The 24,130-nt window shown below is 39.0% G+C and carries 15 protein-coding genes, 1 tRNA gene and 3 pseudogenes; 5 read left to right on the top strand and 14 right to left on the bottom strand.

Annotated elements, in window-relative coordinates:
* Window positions 1–8: 8 nt before the first annotated feature.
* A complete protein-coding gene (argF, locus tag JCM14932_RS01930) occupies window positions 9–1,007 on the bottom strand; it encodes an ornithine carbamoyltransferase (protein ID WP_025023373.1) in 999 nt (332 codons plus the stop codon).
* Window positions 1,008–1,117: 110 nt separating this feature from the next.
* Between argF and JCM14932_RS01925 the strand changes: the two genes are divergently transcribed.
* Complete coding sequence (locus JCM14932_RS01925; RefSeq protein WP_025023372.1) at window positions 1,118–2,416, top strand: sensor histidine kinase; 1,299 nt, start codon at window positions 1,118–1,120, stop codon at window positions 2,414–2,416.
* Window positions 2,413–3,246: a DNA-binding domain-containing protein gene (locus JCM14932_RS01920; RefSeq protein ID WP_025023371.1), complete on the top strand. Its 834-nt coding sequence runs from the start codon at window positions 2,413–2,415 to the stop codon at window positions 3,244–3,246. Before JCM14932_RS01925 ends, JCM14932_RS01920 begins: the two co-directional genes overlap by 4 nt.
* 39 nt (window positions 3,247–3,285) lie before the next feature.
* Here the strand turns inward: JCM14932_RS01920 and JCM14932_RS01915 are convergent.
* A tRNA-Asn gene (locus tag JCM14932_RS01915) sits at window positions 3,286–3,358 on the bottom strand.
* A 273-nt stretch (window positions 3,359–3,631) separates the two neighbouring features.
* On the opposite strand from JCM14932_RS01915, the gene JCM14932_RS01910 reads away from it, so the two are divergent.
* A complete protein-coding gene (locus tag JCM14932_RS01910; RefSeq protein ID WP_025023370.1) occupies window positions 3,632–5,326 on the top strand; it encodes a phosphoenolpyruvate carboxykinase (ATP) in 1,695 nt (564 codons plus the stop codon).
* 113 nt (window positions 5,327–5,439) lie between these two features.
* Here the strand turns inward: JCM14932_RS01910 and JCM14932_RS14230 are convergent.
* The 8 genes and pseudogenes from JCM14932_RS14230 to JCM14932_RS01870 form a co-directional block, all read right to left on the bottom strand.
* A pseudogene (locus tag JCM14932_RS14230) lies at window positions 5,440–5,657 on the bottom strand (P8 family protein).
* Window positions 5,658–6,453: 796 nt separating this feature from the next.
* Window positions 6,454–7,743: pseudogene (locus JCM14932_RS16740) on the bottom strand (EndoS/ChiA family endoglycosidase); the annotation flags it as partial.
* Window positions 7,744–8,064: 321 nt separating this feature from the next.
* Window positions 8,065–8,553, bottom strand: a complete 489-nt coding sequence (locus JCM14932_RS01895) for a prolyl-tRNA synthetase associated domain-containing protein (protein WP_025023368.1) — start codon at window positions 8,551–8,553, stop codon at window positions 8,065–8,067.
* Window positions 8,554–8,653: 100 nt separating this feature from the next.
* On the bottom strand, window positions 8,654–10,027 hold the full coding sequence (locus JCM14932_RS01890; RefSeq protein ID WP_025023367.1) for a glycoside hydrolase family 1 protein: 1,374 nt from the start codon (window positions 10,025–10,027) through the stop codon (window positions 8,654–8,656).
* Between the two features lie 16 nt (window positions 10,028–10,043).
* Window positions 10,044–10,898 (bottom strand): helix-turn-helix domain-containing protein, encoded by an 855-nt coding sequence (locus tag JCM14932_RS01885; protein WP_025023366.1) that lies wholly within the window; start codon window positions 10,896–10,898, stop codon window positions 10,044–10,046.
* A 16-nt stretch (window positions 10,899–10,914) separates the two neighbouring features.
* Window positions 10,915–12,027, bottom strand: a complete 1,113-nt coding sequence (locus tag JCM14932_RS01880; RefSeq protein WP_025023365.1) for an ABC transporter ATP-binding protein — start codon at window positions 12,025–12,027, stop codon at window positions 10,915–10,917.
* 121 nt (window positions 12,028–12,148) lie between these two features.
* A complete protein-coding gene (locus JCM14932_RS01875) occupies window positions 12,149–14,848 on the bottom strand; it encodes an alpha-mannosidase (RefSeq protein ID WP_025023364.1) in 2,700 nt (899 codons plus the stop codon).
* A gap of 6 nt (window positions 14,849–14,854) precedes the next feature.
* Window positions 14,855–16,132 carry a glycoside hydrolase family 125 protein gene (locus JCM14932_RS01870; protein WP_025023363.1) on the bottom strand — a complete coding sequence of 426 codons (1,278 nt, stop codon included), beginning with the start codon at window positions 16,130–16,132 and terminating at the stop codon, window positions 14,855–14,857.
* Window positions 16,133–16,253: 121 nt separating this feature from the next.
* On the opposite strand from JCM14932_RS01870, the gene JCM14932_RS01865 reads away from it, so the two are divergent.
* The gene (locus JCM14932_RS01865) at window positions 16,254–17,288 is read left to right on the top strand and encodes a GntR family transcriptional regulator (protein ID WP_025023362.1); all 1,035 of its coding nucleotides are present in this window, start codon (window positions 16,254–16,256) and stop codon (window positions 17,286–17,288) included.
* Between the two features lie 11 nt (window positions 17,289–17,299).
* A pseudogene (locus tag JCM14932_RS14220) lies at window positions 17,300–19,392 on the top strand (GH92 family glycosyl hydrolase).
* Between the two features lie 32 nt (window positions 19,393–19,424).
* On the opposite strand, the gene JCM14932_RS01855 reads toward JCM14932_RS14220, so the two are convergent.
* From JCM14932_RS01855 to JCM14932_RS01840, 4 genes are read right to left on the bottom strand one after another with little or no spacing between them, the layout of a single operon-like run.
* Window positions 19,425–20,294: an ROK family protein gene (locus tag JCM14932_RS01855; RefSeq protein ID WP_025023361.1), complete on the bottom strand. Its 870-nt coding sequence runs from the start codon at window positions 20,292–20,294 to the stop codon at window positions 19,425–19,427.
* 16 nt (window positions 20,295–20,310) lie between these two features.
* On the bottom strand, window positions 20,311–21,795 hold the full coding sequence (locus JCM14932_RS01850) for a response regulator transcription factor (RefSeq protein WP_025023360.1): 1,485 nt from the start codon (window positions 21,793–21,795) through the stop codon (window positions 20,311–20,313).
* Between the two features lie 4 nt (window positions 21,796–21,799).
* Entirely contained in the window at window positions 21,800–23,524 is a 1,725-nt protein-coding gene (locus JCM14932_RS15815; RefSeq protein WP_051528049.1) for a sensor histidine kinase, read from the bottom strand.
* The gene (locus JCM14932_RS01840) at window positions 23,524–24,129 is read right to left on the bottom strand and encodes a DUF624 domain-containing protein (protein WP_025023358.1); all 606 of its coding nucleotides are present in this window, start codon (window positions 24,127–24,129) and stop codon (window positions 23,524–23,526) included. The genes JCM14932_RS15815 and JCM14932_RS01840 overlap by 1 nt, the downstream gene beginning before the upstream one ends.
* Window position 24,130 lies beyond the last annotated feature (1 nt).

The following is a 24,130-nucleotide window of genomic DNA, read 5'->3' as shown; positions in this document are numbered from 1 at the left end:
AATTTCTCCTAATCACCTAGAGTTGCTACCATAACAGCTTTGATTGTGTGCATTCTGTTTTCAGCTTCTTGGAATACAACTGATTGATCACTTTCGAAGACTTCGTCAGAAACTTCCATTTCTTTCAAACCGTACTTCTCATAAATTTCGTGACCAACTTTTGTTTCTGCGTTGTGGAATGAAGGTAGACAGTGTTCGAAGATTGCGTTAGGATTCTTTGTCTTTGCCATAACATCTTTTGTAACACGGTATGGTTGTAACAAGTCGATACGTTTCTTCCAGATGTCATCTGGTTCACCCATTGATACCCAAACATCAGTATAGATAACATCTGAACCAAGAACACCCTTGTCGATGTCATCTGTAACCATGATCTTAGCACCAGTCTTCTTAGCAATAGCTTCACACTTGTCTAACAAGTCTTGTGCTGGGTCCAATTCCTTAGGACATACCAAGTGGAATGTCATACCCATGATTGAAGCACCGATCATCAAAGCGTTAGCAACGTTGTTACGGCCATCACCCATGTATGTGAAGTTCATTTCGTTATAAGGTTTCTTTAAGCATTCCTTAGCTGTTAAGAAGTCAGCCAATACTTGTGTTGGGTGATCTTCATCAGTTAATCCGTTCCAAACTGGAACACCTGAATACTTAGCTAATGTTTCTACTGTACGTTGTGAGAATCCACGATATTCGATTCCGTCAAACATTCCACCAAGAACACGGGCTGTATCCTTAGCTGTTTCCTTCTTACCCATTTGAGTACCTGTAGGGCCAAGATATGTAACTTGAGCACCCTCATCATGAGCGGCAACTTCAAAAGCACAGCGAGTTCTTGTTGAAGATTTTTCAAAAATCAAAGCAATATTCTTCTTAGCAAGTTTCTGTTGTTCTGTACCTGTATACTTAGCTGTCTTAAGATCTGCTGAAAGATCTAGTAGGTATCCCATTTCCTTTGGTGTAAAGTCTAATAGTGTCAAAAAACTACGATTACGCAAATTGAACATATTGTGAATTCCTCCTTCAATATTTAACAAGTTCATTGTAGTAAGCGTATTCAGAAAACTTCACAGAACTTCAATTTTATTTATAATTTATTTTTTGGAGGTGTTTACACTTGTTTAAGAGCAACAACTTTATTATGCAAGGAAGATGGCGCAGAACCTTTATTGCCGCCACTTCCATCGCTCTAGCATCACAAGTTAATTTTCAAATTTATGCACCAGGATTTATTTTGACGCTGGCGGCATTATTATTACCGATATTTTTATATTTCAATGATGACATCAACCCTATCCAGCTGATGTTCTGTATCGCCATGGCCTCGCCGATCTTTCGGGGGCTACTATTATTCATCAGTCACGACGGTAGTGTTGATAAGATTATTCAGTTCGTTGTCACTGACATGGTCTTCTATCTCACTTACGGAGTAATTTATTACTTCCTATATTGGCGTCGCGGTGTTCGCAACAATAGCTCATTCTTCTTGATCATTCTGATTTGTGACTATGTCGCCAACTTCTTTGAAATCAGTTTATTGACCGATTTCTCCCACTATACATATGAATTATTCCAAATTATCTTCATCACTGCGCTGATCCGGACACTTCTTAGTTGCCTTCTGGCCTTTTTGTATCATTACTTCACTCTGATGGTGCGTCAAGAAAAGCACGAACAGCGCTATTACCAATTCATTTGGATCGCAGCTTCAGTCAAAAGTGAAGTCTACTTCATGAAAAAAAACATCTCCGAAATCGAAAATGTTATGAAGAATGCTTATCTTCTAAATCAGGATCTCAAGGATAAAGGCACTGATCAAAAACAACAGGATATGGCATTGGATATTGCTCGTGACGTTCATGAAATCAAAAAAGACTATCAAAATGTCATTCGCGGACTTGGTGATTACTTCGGTTCAGACAACAACATGCCCATGATGCTCAGTGATGTGCTCAAGGTTATCACAAATTATATTCGCGAGTCGATCAAGCAAAAAAGTCCCAACGTTGTGATCGAAGTGAAAAACAATCTCGACTTAGTCATCCCCAACCACTATTACTTAGTTTCGATCATTTCCAATTTGATCTTCAACGCTGTCGACGCACTCGACGACAAACCAAATGGATTGATCCGCTTAACAGTCGAAGATAAGAACGATCATGTAATTTTGAATGTCTCTGATAATGGAATCGGTATGGATGAAGAAACCAAAGATATGATCTTCCAACCTGGCTTCACAACTAAGTTCAACGCATCAGGCGATGTCTATCGTGGAATTGGTCTATCACACGTTGCCTTATTAGTTAAAGAACAGTTTGACGGGACGATCCAAGTTGATTCACAATTGAATAAGGGAACTAATTTTAAGGTGACTCTCAATAAGAACAAACTACTTCAGGAGGAAACAGCCGAATGAATTTTTATATCGTAGATGACGACAAATCTGTCACAATGATCCTGCATCGTATCATTGATAAGAATATGAATAATAACGTAGTCGGTATCTCCACTGATGCAAAAAAAGCTCTGTCTGAAATAATGTTATTGGACGTAGATATCGTCCTAGTTGATCTCTTAATGCCGCACATCAGTGGTATCGACCTGATCAAAAAACTCAAAGCATCCAAGAGTAGCCTCAAGTTCATCATGATCTCGCAAGTTCGTGATAATGACTTGCGGGAACAAGCCTATGAAGCAGGAATAGAATTCTTTATCGACAAACCGATCAATATGATCGAAGTCAAAACTGTCGTTGAAAAAGTTACTCAAAATATTCAAATGGAACGAAAGCTCTCTAGTATTCAATCTTTGATCGGTGGCAACGCTCAAGCTGCCCCAGTTGACGATGGCCACAAGCAAAAAGAAAAAGTCAGATCCATTCTGACTTATCTCGGTATCTCATCTGAAAAAGGCGCATCTGATATTATGTCACTCTGTCAGATCATGACCACCAAAAAGCTTAGCTTCAGTGAAGTCAACTTGGAAGATGAATACAATATCAACGAGCAAGAACGAAAAGTCCTATTACAACGTATTCGCCGTTCAGTCAAAACTGGTCTGACTAACCTAGCCAATATCTCGATCGATAATCTCGGAGATGAAATCGTCGTCGAGTATTCCAATATGCTCTACGAATACCGTAATGTGAGAAACGAAATGCAGTTTTTGGAAGGCAATCGCAGTACGGGTGGTAAAGTCTCACTCCAAAAATTCTTTGACGGCTTAGTTGAAGAAAGTAAAAATTAGTCAAAAAAAGAGAGTCCACTCACTGTGGGCTCTCTTTTACTGACCAGGCTGGGTTCGAACCAGCGACCTCATGATTAACAGTCAAGCGTTCTACCAACTGAACTACTGATCAATTAATTTATGGTTACGAATATAACATCATTAAAATTATATTGCAACTTTTTTAATTTAAAAATCAATTTATTGATAATTTGTCTATTTGCGGTATACACTGTGTACACTTATCATTCTGACAATTTTATAATAAAGTTTTTTATACCTAAAAAGCCCGTCTAGCAGTCTTTTATTAGAAAATTTTAATCTTTATTTAATTTCTTGTGTCTATTTTATCAGTTTTGTTTTAGAATATTATTTAAGCTCATAATTTGAAAGGAGAACTTATTACATGGTTAAAACATCAAATGCTGTAAAATCAAGGGCATTTTATATGAACCCTGATCGTTCAGTAGCAGTTATCAACTATAACGAGGAGTACATTCAAGATATATTCCAATTGATCAATAGTGAAGGTTTTTATAACCTAGTAAAACTATACTTAGACGAAAGTCAAAAATCATTGACCAATAGCTACGAGGGAGTCGATCCAAAAGATTACGTTAATACCTTGAAGGCAATTTTAATTGATAATAAAGATGTTTATGAAAAATATGATAATGAGTTGATCTTAAAGAGTATCGAAGATCTCTACTCATATTACCGTTCATATTTTAGAGTTTCTCTTATCAACAAACACAACAGTGATATCGTCACAAGTGACTTCATGGATATCGATAATCACTTCAACGAGGTCGTTTTGCACCTCTATCGTGCCATTGAAGAAAAAATTCAAGGTTTCACTAATCGTACATACCGTCAGATCAACGCTGGTACTAACGCCTGTGTTCTGACACAATCAATCGAATGGCCCACTCCAGCTGGCTATGAAAGCCTCAAGAGCATCCGTTTCTTAGATACATTGATGCTTCGTCCGCCAATGATGATGCACACCAAGTCTAACAAACGTGAAGGTGTCTTCAGTGCTGTCAACAGCAATCCAATTGCCAAATTCGATGGCAAACAAGAAGACTGGTTCTGCTTCCCTGCCCGTATCGGTGAAAGTCTAGCTTATATTTACTTCCACCGTGACTATTTCGTCAGTGGTGTAGCTCTAGCTAACTTATTCGATGTTGCGGACGAAGCAAGCATCAAGGGACAAAAGCCTGATGAAATCTTGTTATTCGGACTAGACGAAACTGAGGGCGACGTTTGTCACTACTACCATGACGAAGAAAATGACATCTGGGTCGGCGAAGTTCCATACAACGACAAGACTACTTACTTCGGCTACATGAAGAAGATGTGTCTAACACTTCACAACTTGCACATGATCTACGAAGACCGCCTACCAATTCACGGTTCAATGGTTCGTATCAGCTTCTCAAATGGTAAAACAAAATCAGTTGTCTTCTTCGGCGATTCCGGTGCCGGAAAGTCAGAATCGATCGAAGCTCTGCAAGAAGTTGCCGATGACAAGATCATCGACATTGAGACTATCTTCGATGACATGGGCAGCTTTGCCTTTGACGAAGACGGCAATGTCTACGCACAAGGTACTGAAACAGGTGCTTTCGTTCGACTAGACGACTTGAGCAGTTCTGTAGCCTTCAACAATATGGATCGTGGTATCTACTTGAATCCAGAATTGAAGAATGCTCGTGTTATCTTGCCAGCCAATACTTACAAACGTGTAGTGGAACACCACAGTATCGATATGTGGGTTTACGCCAACAACTACGATGCTGCAATCGGCTTACACCAATTCCCTGATGAAGATCACGCTAAGGAAACCTTCATTTCTGGTAAGAGAAAGGCTCTGGGTACAACTGATGAAGTTGGTATGAGTACAACCTTCTTCGCTAATCCATTCGGACCAGTTCAAGAGGAAGCAAAGACTCGTCCGATCATCGACAAAGTCTTCAACAAACTCTACAAAGATAAAGTCTACGTTGGTGAGATCTATACTCACCTTGGCTATGACAAGTCAAAGGACAGTTTGAATGAATCTGCCAAAGAACTCTTGAATCAATTGATGAATTTCTAATTTAAATACTAAAGGACAGGCCATTAGGTCTGTCCTTTTTTGATGAAATTTTAAAAAAGAGTAAAAAAAAAACAGACCTTACGGTCTGTCAACAATTATCAAGGGTCGTATGATTAAGCCTTCAATACTGCCTCAACCTTACCTTTCAATTCGTCATTACTCATATCATTGTAAGGTTTGACTTCTGCTTCAGTCTTATCAGTGTTATGATTTGATGCTTCCATGAAATGATCCAAAGGGCATCGCGAACTGGTAGATCTGAGTCACTCCAGTCATAAACGTCACTCATTTTTTCATCTAACAAACTTCTTTTATCAACTACTGCAGCCATACTTAAAGCTTCCTTTCTAATTGATACAACTTTCATTGTACAAGTTCTATTATAGTCGTTTATTTGCATATGTTCAGTGAAAATGACTTTTAATTTACAAGTTCATAAATTTATAAATATTTTTTCATAAGTTGTTTTTATCTTGGATTGACAGAAACAACCTTACCAAATCAACGTTCAAGATTAATCAGCATATTAAGGTCTCAGATCATTCTATTTACAATATGTCATTGTTGGCACAAAAAATGACGTCCGACTTATGGACGCCATTTTTATTTTATTTTTTTCAAATATCCAGGGAGTAGATATGTCGAAATCTTTATTTGAATGAAACTCCATTGCCACTCATCAACCATTCATTTGTAGCAACCTTGTAGAATACATCGCCATTAGCATTACTTGCTTTGGCTGAAACAAGCCAGTCTGTTCCGCCAGCTAGCGCACGGTTACCAACAAGTGAACCGTCTTGTTTGTATAGAGAATAACCTGCTTGTGACTTATCGATACTTACTACACCATTTATTTTTTCGATGTTAGTTAGATTACCAACTGAATTACCGTTTCTAACATTAACATCATTGGCACTAACGTATTCATTTGTAGCAACACGGTAGTAAACTTTACCACTCTTATTGTTAGTCAATTTTCTATCAAATGACCAAGCAGTTTTTGGTTGTAAACCACGGTTCGAAACTGTCTTACCGTTAATGTCATATAATTCAACATATGATTTATTTAAGTCAGCGGCTGATTTAGTATCAACAACACCTTTAGTCTTTGTTTCTGAATATCCCAATAATCCATTGTTGGCAGTTGCCAATTGTGAAGCCCATGAATCTATTTGTACTTGTGTATATGTTTTACCTGCAAAGTTCTTAGCAACATTATCTCTAACAGTCTTTAACTCTGCAATCTTAGTACTGTCGTAATCTTTTGAATGTTCTAGGTACTTGTCAGCTGTGTTCAATTGAGAAATAAGTTCAGCATCTTTAATCGACAATAGACCCTTTTCGAGAATTGGATCATAAGTTGAACTGATACCTTGGCCATAATCCTTACCAAGAATAACCTTGTTAACATCATAGATCGTCTTAGAATTCATGATTTGAGCTGTAATGTCATCTTTTGTATTAGCTGTGAACTTCACACGATTCCAGAAGTGATCAGCGTATTCTTTGGCGTTGGCAACTGTTTCGCCACCACTTTGCATAATAGCTGTCTTAGTCCAGATTAAGTTAGATGGTTTGATATGCAACCAATCGGCAGTTTCATATGATCTACCATCACGGTCAAGCGCATAGATGAACATTCCACCTAGATTATTTTGGTCAGCATAATTGGCTACCTTGTAGAAGTTACTATTCAAGTAAGGTTCTGTCGCATCGTACCAGCGGTTAACAGGATCTTGTTCTTCAGGGAAAGTTAATCCCGGAACAAATTTGTTAGCAGCTAGAACGCCTGAGTAATCGTTAACAGCTTTGGCTGTCCGAACATTGTCACTACCATATTGTTGGTAAGCTAAGAAGTCGAAGCTGTCACTAACATTTTCAAACGGTGCTAGGTTAGAACCATTCGTATCGTACAAGAAAGGTCTGTTAGTACCTGATTTTGGTCCTAAATACTTCGATAAAGCTTTGATCACACCATCTGAGATTTTAATATCATCAGCAGAAGGTTTTGTTTCCATATCGATATCCAATCCATCGATACCGATCGAATCAACGAATTCCGCGATCATTTGCTTAGCATAAGCGTCGAATTCTTCATCAGTTGGGAAGTCACCAGCATATTTGATCTTCAATAATTCTCCATAATCAATACCACGTACTAATCTGGCACCACGTGCATGTAGTTCTGGAGCATATTTATTCTTTAATGCGTCATAAAAAGGTTTGGCCTGTGCTTCTTGCCCCTTTGGTACATAACTGAAGACATTAACAATATCGATACCATAAGGTATATCGCTCATTGTGATCCAGTTTTCGTCTGGCAGGCTCGTATTTACACCTTGCATAGTCTTATCACGCCAGGCACGATAATAAACCATGAAGTGCTTATCATTATTAGTCGTACTTACAGCTGCTTGAGCAGTATTTCCAACTGCCCCAAGAGCTAAGATCAATCCCATTACAAAAATCAAACTACGGAAAAATGTTTTCTTGATTATATTTTTCTTAATCCTCATATGATCATCCTCACCATTTTTTGTAATACCTTAATTTAAGATGTTAAAAACGGGTCCCTCTTAAGATATCCTCCTTTTTGGTTTTTCCCTTTCTTCATCTCATGAAAATAATGGTAAGCGATTTCACAAATTTTGGTAGTGAACTTATTTTAGCTTTACTAACAAATTTTAGGACAAAAAAAGAGTGTGGCAAAATACCACACTGATTTTTTTGTAACGGCGTTACAAGTCGATAATTTGATATTCAAATCCTACTGACTTGATAAACTTATACATATCCTCGGTCTTAATAAAGAGTGTCTTAGTATTGTCATTAGGATGGAAGGTCATCCATTCCTCTGATGAGATTTTTTTCTGGATAAAGACTTCGATGTCCTTTTCAGTGTTATTCAAGAGCCCAAAAATCGACACCACCCCTGCACTCAGATCCATCTTCTCTTTCAAACTCTCTTCAGATGCCATCTTGATACGTTTGTTATCGACGATTTCACCAAACTCACTCATATCCAGTCGTTTATCATCATCCATAATAACCAAATAAAAATTACGCTTCTTCTTGTTAGTTAAGAACATCGATTTTGTCCGAACGCCTTCCATACCTTTGATGTATTCATCGGCTTGTTCAGTCGTATATGCGGCAGGGTGTTCCACTATTTTGTATTTGATTCCAAGATTGTCTAAGTACGTAGTAACTTTTTCAGCTGGTGTCATGATAAATTCCTTTCTAAAAGCAGTTCCATAAATAATTACATTATATGCCAAAAAACCGAGGTATCCGCTTAAACTTGCGAATACCTCGGTTATTTTTTGGTTAAAATCCATTATTATCAGAAAGCTGTTTGAACCACAATCCACTCTTCTTGACCGTTCGCTTAAAACCATTATCGAGATCAACGCTATAAAGTCCATAACGGTTACGATAGCCATTTAACCAGGACCAACAATCAACGTATGTCCAGACGTGATAACCAAAACAATTACTACCAGCTTCGATCCCCTTATGAAGCCACTCCAAGTGTTCCTTCATGAAGTCGATACGATACTGGTCATCGATCATCCCATCATCCCCCATGAAACGTTGTTCGTCAGCAACTCCCATTCCATTTTCGCTGACAAACCAAGGAATATTGTGATACTGATCTTTCATCATCATCGCCACATCATATAACGCCTTAGGATAGATTTCCCAACCACGGTAAGGATTGATCTTCTTATCAGGCCAGTCATAACTCTCGTACAAATCACTTGGCATCCGTGCTTTCTTAACACTATTATCCGGCGCCTTAACTCGCCTTGGTTGGTAATAGTTGATACCAATGTAATCGACCGTGTTCTTCGCGATTAATTCATTGTCTGCGGCATCAACGTACGGCAGTAAGTCATTATCTTTCAATAACGTAATCAGTTTTTCTGGTATCACACCCAGCACCGTCGGATCCAAGAAACTGTACGTATTCAATAGATCTGCGGCTTCTTTGGCTTTGATATCCTCAGCACTATCACTTCGACTATAAGCTGGTAGAACATTTAGGATAATTCCAATTTTACCATCGGCACCACTATTACGAAATTCTCTGACTGCACAGACATGCGCCATCAATGTGTGATAACCAACCTGAACCGCCTTCTTGAAGTCAACGATAGCGGGATAATGAAATTGATACAAATATCCACACTCAATATGAACCAGTGGCTCATTGAATGTTGACCAAGTCTTAACTAGATCTCCAAACTGTTCAAATGCTGTTTTGGCATAAAAGGCGAAGTCGTCAACTGACTTACGGTTCTCCCAACCGCCTTCTTTCATCAACCACCATGGCATATCAAAGTGGAACAAGTTAACGATCGGTTCAACATTATGATCGAGCATCGTTTGAAAATAGTCACGATAAAATTCAACTGCTTCTTGATTCAAAGTCCTGCCATCTGGCAATAGTCTCGCCCAAGAAATCGAAGTCCGATATGAATTCATACCGACCCTTGGCATATTTGCCACATCTTCCTTGTACATCTCATAAACATTAGAAGTATCCTGCGGACCTTGTCCATGATTGAATTTTTCTGGATTCTGTTCGAACCACTCATCCCAAGTTGTCGCTGACTTGCCATTAGTTAGGCTGTGACCTTCAGTCTGTGGTGCTGAGGCAGCAGCACCCCACAAAAAGTTATCTGGGAACTTAATCATATTGACCTCTTTCTCGTTAGCAAAGTAGTAAGTGACAGAGTACTAGATCATCCATCGATTTCAAGTTCAATCCGGTTTCTCGATTGAATTTGTCGATGCGATATAAGAGCGTATTGCGATGAACATATAGATCTTTGGCTGTTTTGGCAATATTATTTTGATTCAAGTACAACGAACGGATCATAGCAATATATTCAGAGTTAGAAGTAATAGTATTTTTCAAAACGATAAATAATTTTTCACTGGCTAATTTTTGATTGAACATGAACGAAATAACATCAGAAGATAAATTACTAACAGCATCACCATCATTTTGTTCAAAAATACATTTTTCCAACTCAAATATTTCTGGCAATTCTTCATTCAAAGCCCAGGTTTGACCTACATAAGCTTCCGTCTTAGTCCCAAAGTCTTCATCGATCAACTGGATCATTGATATCAATTCAGTATTATCAAGTGATATTTCTGAATCACTCAAAATAAGTATTCCGTATTCTGATGTTACCCAAAACGTATCAATAACTTTGTTGAAGAACGATGAAAATGCTCTGATCCACTGTTGCGACAAATCTCGTGATTCTAGTTTACTGGTGTGAAACTGAATGATTTTTATTTTAACAGTTTGCTTTGACACTAGCGGTATATCATTACTTCGCTGATTCAAAAACTGCCACCAATCATTCGTTATCTCGTCTTCATTATGATCACTCAATAACTCAAGCAATTCGACCTGACGATCATCTAGCTCATTTTTTTCGATCGACACCCATTCGTCCGCAATTCGGTAATTGATAATTGACTTGTCTTTCCAATTTGGTACTGAGATCACCTTTGCACTGGGATACATCTTCAATAATTGGTCAATTACCATAAATTGCCTCCTTGAATTAGCGGATTGCTAGCGTAGTTTCAATATCAAAGAAATGAGCCTTGTTGATGTCAAACGACAACTTAACTTTTTCTCCAGGTTTATGATAATCACGCGCATCAACGATTGCAACAAATTCAGTTCCGTCAACTTTGGAATACAACATTGAAGTGGCACCCAATAGTTCTGAAACAACAACTTCAGCTTCTACGACTGAATTAGGCCAAGTTTCACTAAAGGCCTCTTCAGCATGAATATCTTCTGGACGAATACCTAAGGTCATTTGTTTACCGTTATAACCTTTTTTCTCAAGAACCTTGGCACGACCTTCAGGAACAGCGATCTTCAAACCTTCAGTATCTGTGATAACCCCGTCCTTGTAAGTTACATCGATGAAGTTCATTGATGGTGAACCGATGAATCCAGCAACGAATTTGTTTCTAGGCGTTACATATACTTCTTGCGGTGTACCGATCTGTTGAACCTCACCCATTGACATAACAACGATTCTATCAGCCATTGTCATCGCTTCGGTTTGATCATGGGTAACATAAATAGTTGTAGTGTGCAGACGTTGATGCAGTCTAGCGATTTCAGCACGCATGCTGACACGTAATTTAGCATCCAAGTTAGATAGCGGCTCATCCATCAAGAAGATGGGGGCATCACGCACGATGGCTCTACCTAGAGCGACACGTTGTCTTTGACCACCAGATAAAGCAGCTGGTTTACGATCCAAGTATTCTGTCAATCCTAAGATATCAGCCGCATACTTAACACGTTTTTCAATATCGTCCTTTTCATACTTACGTAGTTTCAAACCAAAGGCCATGTTCTTGAAAACTGTCATATGTGGGTATAGCGCGTAGTTTTGGAAAACCATGGCGATGTTACGGTCCTTAGGAACAACGTCATTCATCAACTCGTCGTCGATTCTCAATTCACCTTCAGTGATTGTTTCCAAACCGGCAATCATTCGCAGTGTAGTAGATTTACCACAACCTGATGGTCCAACGAAAACGATGAACTCTTTGTTCTTAATGTGAAGATCAAAATCTGATACAGCATATGAATTTTCTTCTTCAGCATTAGCGTACTTTTTATATATGTGATTTAAGTCGATTTCTACCATTTTTTAAACATCCTTTTTTATTATTCTTTACGATAACAAGAATATGATAGAAACGTTTTCATAAAAACGGCAAAGTATCCAAAATTTGATATATTTTATAGTCAGTTTGTTCAAAAATGATTTACCAGTTAATCTTAAAAGTCTTAATTTCAGCCGGTTCAAGTACTTCTTTGGATATATCATTTAATGGTTCTTCTAATAAGTTGACCGTGTGCAGCTTAGTGTCTTCGACGTTAAGACCAATGGCTTCTGACTCATTAGTCATGTTGTATCCGCGAATAATATCAGCAGTTCCATCCTCAGCTTGCTTGAAGCAAGTAATGACAAAGTCGTCAGCTGAGACTTTGTAAACTGCATGACTTAACTTCCATTCGCCATCATGAACGTCAGTCTGGATCGTTTGTAATGGAACTTGATTATTACGAGTCTGCATATAACTATTGATTTGGCTGGCTGTACTTCTATCATGGAATGACAAACTATAAACAAAGCTCTGTGCACCTTGGCATTGAGCCTCTTTAGTTTCGAAGTAACCCCAGTCACCCATTTCACCAACCGAACGCAACAAGGTCACAGCAATCGTGTTGTCCTTAGGTAAAATCTCATATTCATTCAATCCTAAATTACCGATCGTAACGCCGCCACGGTTATCTTGGACGTTAACAAAGGCTTGTTGATGTTGAGGATTGGTAGGATTCTCCCAAGAATCACTCACTTGATTACTACGTTCAACTACTTCATAGATTGATTCGGCGTTATGCGTGTCTGTTTCCAATTTTGTTGGGAATAATACCCGTACACGATGATCCAAACAAGTGTTATCAAACGTCGTCAAAAACTTCAACTGATCTTCCATCTTAGTTATTCCAATAACTGTCGAAACTCTAATCATTCGACATTCTTTAGCGCGTCTGGCAGTTCGTTCAGTAATATCAATAACCGATTTTTGTTCATACTCCAATCTTTCATCTGCTGAAACAGGAATACACATATCTTGAGAGACTTTGATCTTGGCTTCGTACTCATTGTTGATCAATACTTCAATTTCAGCCTGAGAATCAGTCGAGTAGATAGTCTTCTTATCGGCCGACTGACGATAGATATATTCATTACCAATATCACCAGTGTCTTCAAAGATCATTTGGTCGTCATAAACCCGATCAGTCTTCTTATCCAATATCTTCAAGCTACCATCTGACTTGACAGTCGCCTTGAGCCAGTTGTTTTCTAGCGTATTACTCTCAACATCAAATAATTTATGATCATCCTTGATAACCGCTTGAGACTTCTTCTGTAGTGCCAAAGTTGTCCAAGATAAAGCTGGCAAATTCTCAACAGGAATCCGAATCGTAATGAACAAGCCCATATATGGAATACGGAATCGTTCTTTTGGAAGATCATAACCAAAGCGGGTTTCCGACTTCACCAATTCAAATGGAATACTGTAACCATGCTTATCAACTACCTCTAACTCAGGTAATTCAGCCAATCTTGATTGCATCAATTCATACTGATCATTCGGCTTACCCTCAGAGAATGGTGCTCGATCCCACTCGATCTCAACTGACACCATCTGGCTCTTCTCGTAGCCTTGAGTATTAACAACTACAAATGGCTTGCTATCAACGGCGAAGACACTTGTATTTATTTTTGAAGCAATGATGTTTAGCGCGTCATTAGCTAAGTACTCACCGACTTCTCGAGACTTTTCAAACCTCGTCATCATTTCTCGGTGAACCTCATCCACTGAACAGCCACAGATACTATCGTGTGGGTGATTCTGCATCAAAGTTTTCCAAGCATATTTTAATTGATCATGTGGATAGTTGTCGGTATTCTTGTATGCAATAGCTGCTAATGGCTCAGTGATATTTTCTAACTGTCGTTGAACTTTTGTATTTTCTTGTTTCAAATAGACTCGACTAGAAGCAGTGTTAGCCAATGTATACCAACCGTCTGTTTCTTGACTAGTTAGCTCACCATCGATGGCCGATAAGTCTTCAGGTATATCTTGAGCGACGGCCTTTAAGTAGTCGTCAAAGTTAGAATGAATAAACTCATAATCTGGATATAATTCACTGGCAACATCCAAGGCCTCGACCACGTCCTTTTGAACTGGCTGATGATCAACACCATTCATCATCAACAAATTATCCGTTGAGGCATATTTTTCAACGTCTTGTAATTTTTGATCCCAGTACTCTTTAGCTTCAGTCTTATCCACTGGAATTTCATTACCGTTACTGTACCAATTGGCAAATAACAATCCTAGAACCTTCGATCCATCTGGACCCTTCCACCACATCTCTGAGTATTGTGAGCTATAATTCTCATTCTCAAAGACTTGATTATTCAATCCGGTTGGCTTAACACCACGTCCGAAGGCCGCAAAGTCCAGATCAGATAACTTCATCATCTGTGCCGTTTGACCCATGTTACCAAAGGTATCCGGGAAGTAACCCAAGTTAACTTTGTTACCCCACTTCTTGGATTCTTGTGCTCCAATCAAAATATCGCGTGTATTAGCTTCCGAACTGATCAAGAAATCATCTTGAAGAATGTAGAATGGACCAACCTTTAGCTTGCCCTCTTCAATATAATGTCTGACCTCTGCTTCTCGCTCAGGTCTAACTTGCAAGTAATCATCCAAGATGATTGTTTGGCCATCAAGATGAAAACTATTAAATCCTGGTTCTGTCTTGAATAGTTCCAATAAGTCGTCCATCAAAGTCACCAAACGCATGTGGTGATGTTCATAACCCATGTACCATTCACGATCCCAATGGCTGTGTGAAACTACAAATACTTTTTTCTTAGTCATTTTAAATTACTCCTTAATTTGATATCCGTAGTAGTTGAGGAATAGTTCGCAGTACATCATATTGGCCCAAGAGAACCATTCACGGGTGTAGTTATTAGGATCATCTACGTCAAATCCCTCGTGCATTAAGTCAGTTCCGGCCGTTGTGTCGACCATGTTTTGCAATAAACGGGCTTTTTCAGCCTCATCAGCTTGTGTTAATCCTTGAACGGACAGTGCGATATGCCAAATATAATTTTCTGGTGTATGCGGACTACCTAGTCCCTGACCATATTTTCCAACATAGAAATAAGGATTCTCCGGACTAAGGATCGTCTTTCTTGTATTCAGATAGATTGGATCATCCATTGTGGTGTAATGGAGATATGGTGTACCCAACAAGTTAGGAACATTGCCATCGTCCATGATGAGATGATTCCCTAAGCCATCAGTTTCATAGGCATAGATCGTTTCACCAGCAGCGTTAGTCGTTGTTCCGTATTCTTCAATACCAGCACGAACTTCTCGTTGGATTTTTCTAGCCTTTTGAACGATTACTTCATTAGGAATGATCTCTGTAAAAATCTCTTGGATGTAGTCCAAAACTAAAACTGCAAACATATTGGCTGGAACTAAGTATCCATAAACACAGGCATCATCACTAGGCCTAAAGGCAGACCAGATCATACCGGTATAGCCAACCTCACTGCCTTTTCCATCATTAACCAGCGTATCTTCTGGACGATCATAAGTCCGTTCAAAACGATAGTCAGATGTGTTGTGATGTTGCTCCGTTTCAAAAACCATTAACATTTTTTTAATTCCACTAACAAAATTTTCATCGAATTGGTCTTTTCGGCCCGTATTCTTATACAATAGATATGACAACTGAACTGGGAAACATAACGAATCGATCTCAAACTTTCGTTCCCAGATCCACGGTGTCATCACAGTCTTATCCTTCTGATGACCAGCATTATTAGCTTCCGCGTTGAAGGCATTCGCATATGGATCAAGGTTCATATTGAAGAATTGTCGTTTCACAACTTCATATATCAAGTCAGATACTTCGGGGATATGTTGCGCCATAACCAAATATGGACGCACTTGGCAAGTTGAATCACGCTGCCACATGGCGGGAATGTCACCAGTTAAGACAAAGGTACCGTTCTCCGGCATTGGCTTGATAGCCGTTTTCCAAGTATTAGTGTAAGTAACTTCAAAAACTTTGGACCAATCCGGCGTCTTTTGGGACACGTATGCTACCTCTTCCATAAAATACTTAATCGGTTGCGTTAATTTCATTATTTACCTCCATAAGTTGATATATCATATTTAAGTGAAAGTATAATGCAAGCGATAACAGATTACTAGTTGTTTTTTGATTTTTTTATGTTATATTCAGTAAAGTAAAGGACGGATAGCCATGCAACCTAAGTATAAGTTGATATATCAATCATTAAAAAAAGATATTCTTTCTCAAAAATATCCCATCGGATCGACCCTTCCTAGTGAACTCTCACTAGCTGAGAAGTATCAGGTCAGTCGGATAACTACCAAACGTGCACTCAACGAGTTGGAACAGGATAAATTAGTCGCTAGAAAACAGGGTAAAGGTACGATCGTTATTCAGAATTCCATCTCTCAAGACATTCACGTCCAAGAGATTCTTCTGGTAATTCCATTTGCCAACAATTATGAATTTGGTGACTACATGAGTGGTGTACTCAAGGAGATCAATAACACTCCTGAATATCACTTGAAAACTATCAGTAATCAAGAGTTCAAAAAAGACTACGCCAATATTCTGACTAACGTCGCCGGGATTCTTTATTACGTCAACCAAGTCAGTGAAGATATCAGTGTATTGAGTTCGCTCTATTTGCGAAACATTCCTGTCGTTCTACTTGATAAGAAGATCCTGAATTTCCCACTGCCATGTGTAATGCCAGATAATTTGGACGGTGGTAAGTTAGCAACTACCGCTGTCTTAAAGGGCAATTCACACCCCTGTTTTGTCGCTGACTCAGCTCTTTCAGAGATCTCAGTTCGTTCACGTTATTTGGGATTTTTGACGACACTCAAAGAGCAAAGTATCACGACTGATATTCCACTCATCACTCTCAACAAGAAGAGTGACTTTGAGACCATTGCTAGTTATATTTCTGAGAAAAAGATCGATGCCATCGTCGCTGAAAATGACGTTACAGCCATCAATATCATTAATTATTTGCACAAAAAAGATATCGATATCCCGAATGCTGTATCGATCGTAGGTTTCGACAATATTCAGGCTGCTTCACTGAGCTATCCTAGTCTGACTACAATCAATCAAGACTTCAATTTAATTGGTGCAAAAGCAACTGAGATCTTACTAAATAAAATCAAAGATCCAAATTTTGACGTTCCCGACACTATTACTATTCCGGTTAAATTGATCAGTCGACAATCTACCAAATAAGGAGTTCTGAAATGAACATCGAAAATATCGACACCCGACACGGTACTAATAACAGTCCCGACTTCTCACATGGGAATACCTTGCCCTATACCGGTGTACCCTTTGGCATGAATTATTTTTGTGTACAAACAACTGATGAGGACACCTCTTGGTTTTTCAAACCCACTGATCACAAATATTCTGGAATTAGACTGACTCATCAGCCTAGCCCTTGGATCGGCGACTTCCAGCAACTTATTTTTACCGCCATCAGTGAATCAGTCGATATTACCGACTTGAATACTATTAGCGGTTCATATGATCCTGAAAGAGCCATCTTTCAACCTAACTATTTACGCATCCAAGATCAACGTTATGACGTTACATCAGAATTAACCGCCAGTGCTTATGGAGCTAATGTACGGTACACCTTTAATAGACATAGCAATGGTTTCCTATTAAAAGTACCTAAGACTGGGCGTTTTGATGTTGCAGGTAATCAATTATCAGTGACCGTCCAAAACTATGCTTCTGACTTTAGCGATGATTTTAACGAATTTGTAAAAATTAACTTTGATGCTACGATCAAATCTACTCAACAATTTCAAACCGAATTGTATGACCTATTCTTAGTTAACTTTGGCGATATCACTGAGCTCAATGTGACCTTGGCTACTTCATTTATTAGTCCAAAACAGGCAGAGTTAAATCTTGATCGCATAAATCCAAATTTTGATATTTCTGTTGAATCAGCAGCCACAGAATGGCAAAAGTATTTTGACTTGATTGAAGTTAGTGATCAAAACAAACAAAACATTTCAACTTTTTATCACAATCTCTATCGAGTCTTTCTATTCCCACAACGGTGTTACGAACTGGATCAAGATAATGAACCAATCCATTTTGACATCTACAACAAAGCCACTAAGACAGGATTCCTGTACATGAACAATGGCTTCTGGGATACCAGCAAGACTGTTTACCCGCTGTTCTCTATTTTGATACCAGAGACCTTCAAACAGATGTTAGATGGCTTCTACAATAGCTACCTCGAAAGTGGTTTCCTGCCAAAATGGCTCGCACCAGACGAGCGTGGTATGATGCCCGGAACATTGATTGATGCAGTGATTGCGGATGCTGCTGTGAAAGGATTATTATCAGACGATAAATTAAAGTTATTCTTAAAGGCAATGATCGATAGCTCAACTAAGAAGGCTGACAATGACAAGTTTGGACGCCAAGGTACGGCTGATTACGACCGTTATGGATATTTACCGGCTGACAAATACAAAGAGAGTGTCAACAATACGCTCGATTATGCTTACAGTGACTTCTGCATTAGCCAAGTTGCTAAGATTCTTGGTGAAACAGATATCCAACAAAAGTATCTCAACTCATCAATGAATTATAAGAATCTTTTCGATCCAGAGACCGGCCTGATGCGTGCCAAATTAGCAAACGGCAAATTCAAAGAACCGTTTGATTCACTAAGCTGGGGCACCGATTATACCGAAGGTAGTGCTTGGCAAAACAGCTTCTCAGTTTTTCACGACATCGATGGACTTAGAGACCTCTATAACGACGAAGACGGCTTCAGAGATACACTAGTAGAACTGTGTAACCAAGCTCCCGCCTATCATGTCGGTGGCTACGGCTTCGAAATTCACGAAATGACGGAAATGGCTCAGCTTAACTTCGGTCAATTAGCCTTATCAAATCAACCAAGCTTCCACATTCCTTACTTATTCATGTACACGGACAAGCCTGAATACACTTCGATCTTAGTTAAACAACTGTTGAATAAGTTCAATGACACGATCAATGGCTATCCAGGTGATGAGGATAACGGTTCAATGTCAGCTTGGTATATCTTCTCAACTCTGGGATTCTACCTGTCTGCCCTGGCAGTGGTCAATACGTCGTCGGTTCACCACAATTCGACAGTGTAAAATTAAACTTGCCTAACGGTAAACAAACAACTATCATCACCAAGAACAACTTGCCACAGAACCAGTTCAATCATCTAGAATCCGTGAACGATCACGTTTCTTCAGACCGTTATATAACGCATGATCAAGTGATTTCTGGTGGTAAGATAATCAATCGAATAACCTTGTTACCATAAAAAAAAGGGACTCATGAAAGTGAGTCCCTTTTTTATTCAAAAGTTTGATAAAAGTCAACCATTGCACCACGCAGATTCGCACCATCAGTGAATTCACAAGTCACTAATTCTGGTTTGACCGAGGTAATTCCGGTGACATCCCTGAGTTTATCTATTTCATCCTCAATGGCTGGAATTAAATCAGGGTTGTTAGACACTGCTCCACCGATCACGATTCGTTCAGGATCAAATGAATACTGCAAATTGAAAATTCCTTTAGCAAGAGCCTGATACATCGTCTGAACTTCTCTTTGGGCGCTAGTATCACCACTCTTAGCTAACGCGAAAACTTCCTTACCAGAACACTGCGTCCCATTAACAGCGTTATACCTCGCTGCTGCATTAACTGCCGTTCCTAAATTACTCAATGTCTTGTACCCATCGATCAACATGAGACCAAACTCACCACCAAATAAGTGCGCGCCGTGCCAAATCTGATGATCAACAATAACAGATCCACCAACACCGGTTCCGAGTATCAAAAATATCAAGCTGGCGACACCCCTACCGGCACCGGCATCCAATTCAGCAAGAGCAGCACAGTTGGCATCATTCTCCAGACTAACTGGCAAACCAAACTTCTCCGTCAGCACACTCAAGATATCGAAGTCATGCAGATATTTCACCGCAGATACTCCCCTAATAACGCCGATAGTTTTATCAACTGCACCGGGTGAACTAATACCAACTCCAACAATCTGTGCCTCTAGCTTCATCTTTTCAACCGCACTCGTCAGTACTTCGTAGAATCCTTCCAAGTTATCTGGCGTCATAACGGCAGGCAATTTCTCTAATTCATTATTTCGCCAAATGGCGAACTTGATGGACGTACCACCAATATCGATCAATCCCAAATTATTCATTTAACTATCCTCATCATTAATTAGACATTTCATGGCTCTGTTGGCGAAATTCTTTTGGAGATAGTCCAGATATCTTTCGAAAATTCTTGAAGAAATATCCGGTATTAACGTAACCTACATCCAAGGCGATATCGGCAACACTCATTTGACTGTCACTCAACAAGTCCTTAGCTTTACGAATACGATAATGATTCAAATAACTAGCGAAACTCTCGCCGATTTCTTTCTTGAACAATTGGCCTAAGTAATTCGTATTCAACTGCAGCCGTTCTGATATCAAAGAAAGATTAATATCATCTTGATATTCCCGATTAACTATCTCGATCGTCTTTTGAACATTCAACGATACAAAATCATTTTGGCTCTGCTGATCAAGTAGCACATCGATCATTGATATCAATAGATCTTCTAGTTTTTGCCAGCTAGAAGACTTATTGATCCTCACAACAATGTCCTGATATTCCTTATCAGAGAGGTCCATCTTCTTGTGAATCTCTAAGAAGATCAAAAAAGCCATTTGTCGTGCATAACTCGGATTAATAGCATTCTTCGAAAACTCCGAAAAAATTTGCTTCAAAATATTGATCGAGCCTTCGTAATCATTATTGTTGATCGCATTACGGATCTCAGTCAGCGTAAACTTCGGTACGGTCGCTTGATTGAGCCAATCCATTCTAGTCTGGTTACTCAAAAAATTATCCTTGCGAGTATAAAACTTATACAGTGAGCCAAGCTTCTTAGACTGTTCAAAACTCTCAGTTAAACTATTCCAGTCGTTCACTCGCGAACCGACAGTCATATATGACTCACTCGTTATATATTGAAGATTCTCCAAGTCCCGCATGAACTTGATCAGACTGCCGTTATTCCCAATAAAGGCAATGAATAACGTATCATCAGATGAATACAGCAGCGGTTGATTCTGATCATGGCAGAAATCCAAAATTTTCTTAAAATCATGCAGACGATTACAAGCAATAACTGTGATACCGGCATTGATCACTTCACATGACAGACCATAATTACTTAGGAAATCATTTTTTTCCTCATCAGTTAATTCATTCAACAATAATTGCTGCATCGTGATATTAGTTATCTTCGAAAGCTGCTCCTTAAACAAATTATCCGCATCAAGCTTGGTCTTGATCTTAACCAGAACATCCTTCAACTTATTGGCATCGATCGGTTTCAGCAAATAATCAACTGCGCCCATCTGCAGTCCGTGTTGAACGTATTCAAAGTCCTGATATCCTGACAAGATAACAAACTCAAACGAGATCCTCTTACGTTGAGCTGTTTCGATCATTTCTAAGCCTGTCATTGACGGCATATTGACATCCGCGATCACTAGATCAACTGCTGAATTCTCCAGATAATCTAACGCTTGGACTGTACTCTTGCAGGTAGTGCTGATTTCAAAACCAAATTCTGACCAATCAATAATTCTCTCTAAACCCTTCAAAATCATATACTCATCATCGACTAAAAGTACCGAGTACATATGATCACCTCAATTTGAACGACATTTGTATTGTGACTCCCTGGTATTTGTTACGATAAATATCCAAATCAAACTCTTTATTAAACTTGATCTGCATCCGTGCTTGAATATTGGCTATCCCTACTGACTTAGAATTCTTCATCAACGTATCAATATCTGAATCTAAGTGATCTTTCAGCTGCTTGATGGCTGTCTCTGACATCCCTTTACCATTATCTTCAACCTTGATCACACACTCATTGCTCTCTTTAATTGCAGATACGTGAATCGCATTGTCAATTTTCGTCAGATCCAAACCATATTTAAAATAATTCTCAACCAGCGGCTGAATAATGAACTTAGGAACGACAACATTCTTGACTTCGTCCGCAATTGAATATTGATAGGAGACTTGATCCGGATAACGCATCTGATACAAGTAACTATATTTTTCCGCAAAATCAAATTCCTGTTCCAACGGAACATTCGTCTCTTGGCTAATGTTATTTCGCATCAAACTACCGAAGTTGAAAACAACCTCAGCCAATTCATCCTCACCCTCATTCAAGGCATACATCCGAATATATTCCAAAGTATTGTAAAGAAAATGCGGATTGATCTGCGACTGCAAAGCATTCAAATTGGCATCTTTTTGTGCCAGCTTCAATTGATAGATCTGCAAGACATACTTATCGATCGCATCAAGCATCGTATTGATACCTTCTGCCAGCGTCCTGATCTCGCCAGCTTGTCTCGGAACATGCAATCTAGCATTGATCTCACCATTAGAAATAGCCGTCATCGAATTCGTCATCCACAACAATTCCTTGTTGTAATACTTGAAGACCCAGCGAAAACTCCACTTGAGAAATAGCTCGATCGCGATAGCTAAGCCAATGATCATCGCTGACCAAATGATCATTTTCAGATAGACATCTTGCTTCGGGATCAACGTGTAGATATAACGATTACCCGGCATATTGAGTCCTTTAATGAAATAGCTCTGTCTGAGATCTTTTGAAATAAATTGCTGATCCTGACCCAGCCAATAATTCTTCAGCTTCTTAGATCTCAGACGCTCATCGAGATGATAGCCATATTGAATCTGACCAGTATCTGACAAGACCAGAAACTGCAGACTCTTGTTAAAGCTCAACTTGTCGAATCGCTGGGTTATCCGTTGCGGTGAAACGTTCACGACGACTGAGCCAAAATTACTAAGTGATGTCTTGTCGACAAGTGGCACCGTGTAATACAATCCCTCAGCTCGCACCTTATTGGCCTTGATCCGGATACCACCGATTTCCTTAGGCGTAACTACCATACTGTCCTTTGAAGAATTCTCATTCAGAGTAACTTTTTGAAAACTACTATTCTGATCAAAAAAGTCATACATCACTGTCGGTAAATAATAGAACGTCTGACCAGAAAATTCCTCCTGACTCTTATTCAAATAATCTTCTGAGTTCATGGCAAAAAAATCTCGATAGTTAGCCACTCGAATCGGATCATCAGATAGATCACGAGCAAACTTATTGACCTCAGCCTGCTGGTCACCCATCGTGTCAGCGGAATTATACAATCCGATCAACAGTGATTGATTAGATTGAAACTTAATATTAGATAGTGCAACTCCCAAGAGAATCAGTGCTACGACAGTAACAGTCGCCATCAAGATCCTGGTATAGAGGTACATTATCTGATGCAAGTTATATTGGTGTTTTAAAAAGGTTTTAACAAATTTTTTCATTATTTATAAACTTCATCCACATGCTTGAGCCAGTTTTTGCCGACTGCGTGTGTAATCAAGATCATGGCACTGACACTCGCAAAGAGGATCAATCCCTTATAACGATAAGTCACTCCGATAATGATGATCAAAGCGATAATTTCCTTAACGTTATCAAAAAAATTATAAAAGAAATGTGCCAAAGCTAATTTCAAAGAATTAGGATAGTTGATTACAAAACCACTTTGGATATTCATCACATACCAGAACAAACAGATCGCCAATAGCAGTATAGCGATAATCACAAAGTCACTGATAATGAAGATAAGACCATGTAATTGAACTGACATGTATAGGCTATAAGACAATAATATTTCAACTGCCGCAAATGTCCAAAAAATCGTATTTCCTTTTTTAAAATTAGTCTTGAATTTGGACCAAGCTGATCTAAATGTTATTTCACGGTAATCAAATCCGTGAGTATAATACAACTCACTGACCGTCAGAACACTGGGGCCAATGCCGGCAACAAGTACTCCCGCAAAAGCTAAAGCCCAAAAGATCAGATTCAATTTGATGATCGTATATATCCGTATAAAGAGTACTTGAATGGATTTTGAAACCATG

It is taken from the genome of Companilactobacillus nodensis DSM 19682 = JCM 14932 = NBRC 107160 (genome assembly GCF_000615905.1).
Taxonomy (GTDB): domain Bacteria; phylum Bacillota; class Bacilli; order Lactobacillales; family Lactobacillaceae; genus Companilactobacillus; species Companilactobacillus nodensis.
Note: the sequence above shows the minus strand (reverse complement) of the source record. Positions and strands in the feature narration are given on the sequence as shown.

Bases quoted from the DNA above. Each gene is read 5' to 3' on its own strand.
- argF (WP_025023373.1), bottom strand. From the start codon at position 1,007: ATGTTCAATTTGCGTAATCGTAGTTTTTTGACACTATTAGACTTTACA.
- JCM14932_RS01920 (WP_025023371.1), top strand. From the start codon at position 2,413: ATGAATTTTTATATCGTAGATGACGACAAATCTGTCACAATGATCCTG.
- JCM14932_RS01910 (WP_025023370.1), top strand. From the start codon at position 3,632: ATGGTTAAAACATCAAATGCTGTAAAATCAAGGGCATTTTATATGAAC.
- JCM14932_RS01895 (WP_025023368.1), bottom strand. From the start codon at position 8,553: ATGACACCAGCTGAAAAAGTTACTACGTACTTAGACAATCTTGGAATC.
- JCM14932_RS01890 (WP_025023367.1), bottom strand. From the start codon at position 10,027: ATGATTAAGTTCCCAGATAACTTTTTGTGGGGTGCTGCTGCCTCAGCA.
- JCM14932_RS01885 (WP_025023366.1), bottom strand. From the start codon at position 10,898: ATGGTAATTGACCAATTATTGAAGATGTATCCCAGTGCAAAGGTGATC.
- JCM14932_RS01880 (WP_025023365.1), bottom strand. From the start codon at position 12,027: ATGGTAGAAATCGACTTAAATCACATATATAAAAAGTACGCTAATGCT.
- JCM14932_RS01875 (WP_025023364.1), bottom strand. From the start codon at position 14,848: ATGACTAAGAAAAAAGTATTTGTAGTTTCACACAGCCATTGGGATCGT.
- JCM14932_RS01870 (WP_025023363.1), bottom strand. From the start codon at position 16,132: ATGAAATTAACGCAACCGATTAAGTATTTTATGGAAGAGGTAGCATAC.
- JCM14932_RS01865 (WP_025023362.1), top strand. From the start codon at position 16,254: ATGCAACCTAAGTATAAGTTGATATATCAATCATTAAAAAAAGATATT.
- JCM14932_RS01855 (WP_025023361.1), bottom strand. From the start codon at position 20,294: ATGAATAATTTGGGATTGATCGATATTGGTGGTACGTCCATCAAGTTC.
- JCM14932_RS01850 (WP_025023360.1), bottom strand. From the start codon at position 21,795: ATGTACTCGGTACTTTTAGTCGATGATGAGTATATGATTTTGAAGGGT.
- JCM14932_RS15815 (WP_051528049.1), bottom strand. From the start codon at position 23,524: ATGAAAAAATTTGTTAAAACCTTTTTAAAACACCAATATAACTTGCAT.
- JCM14932_RS01840 (WP_025023358.1), bottom strand. From the start codon at position 24,129: ATGGTTTCAAAATCCATTCAAGTACTCTTTATACGGATATATACGATC.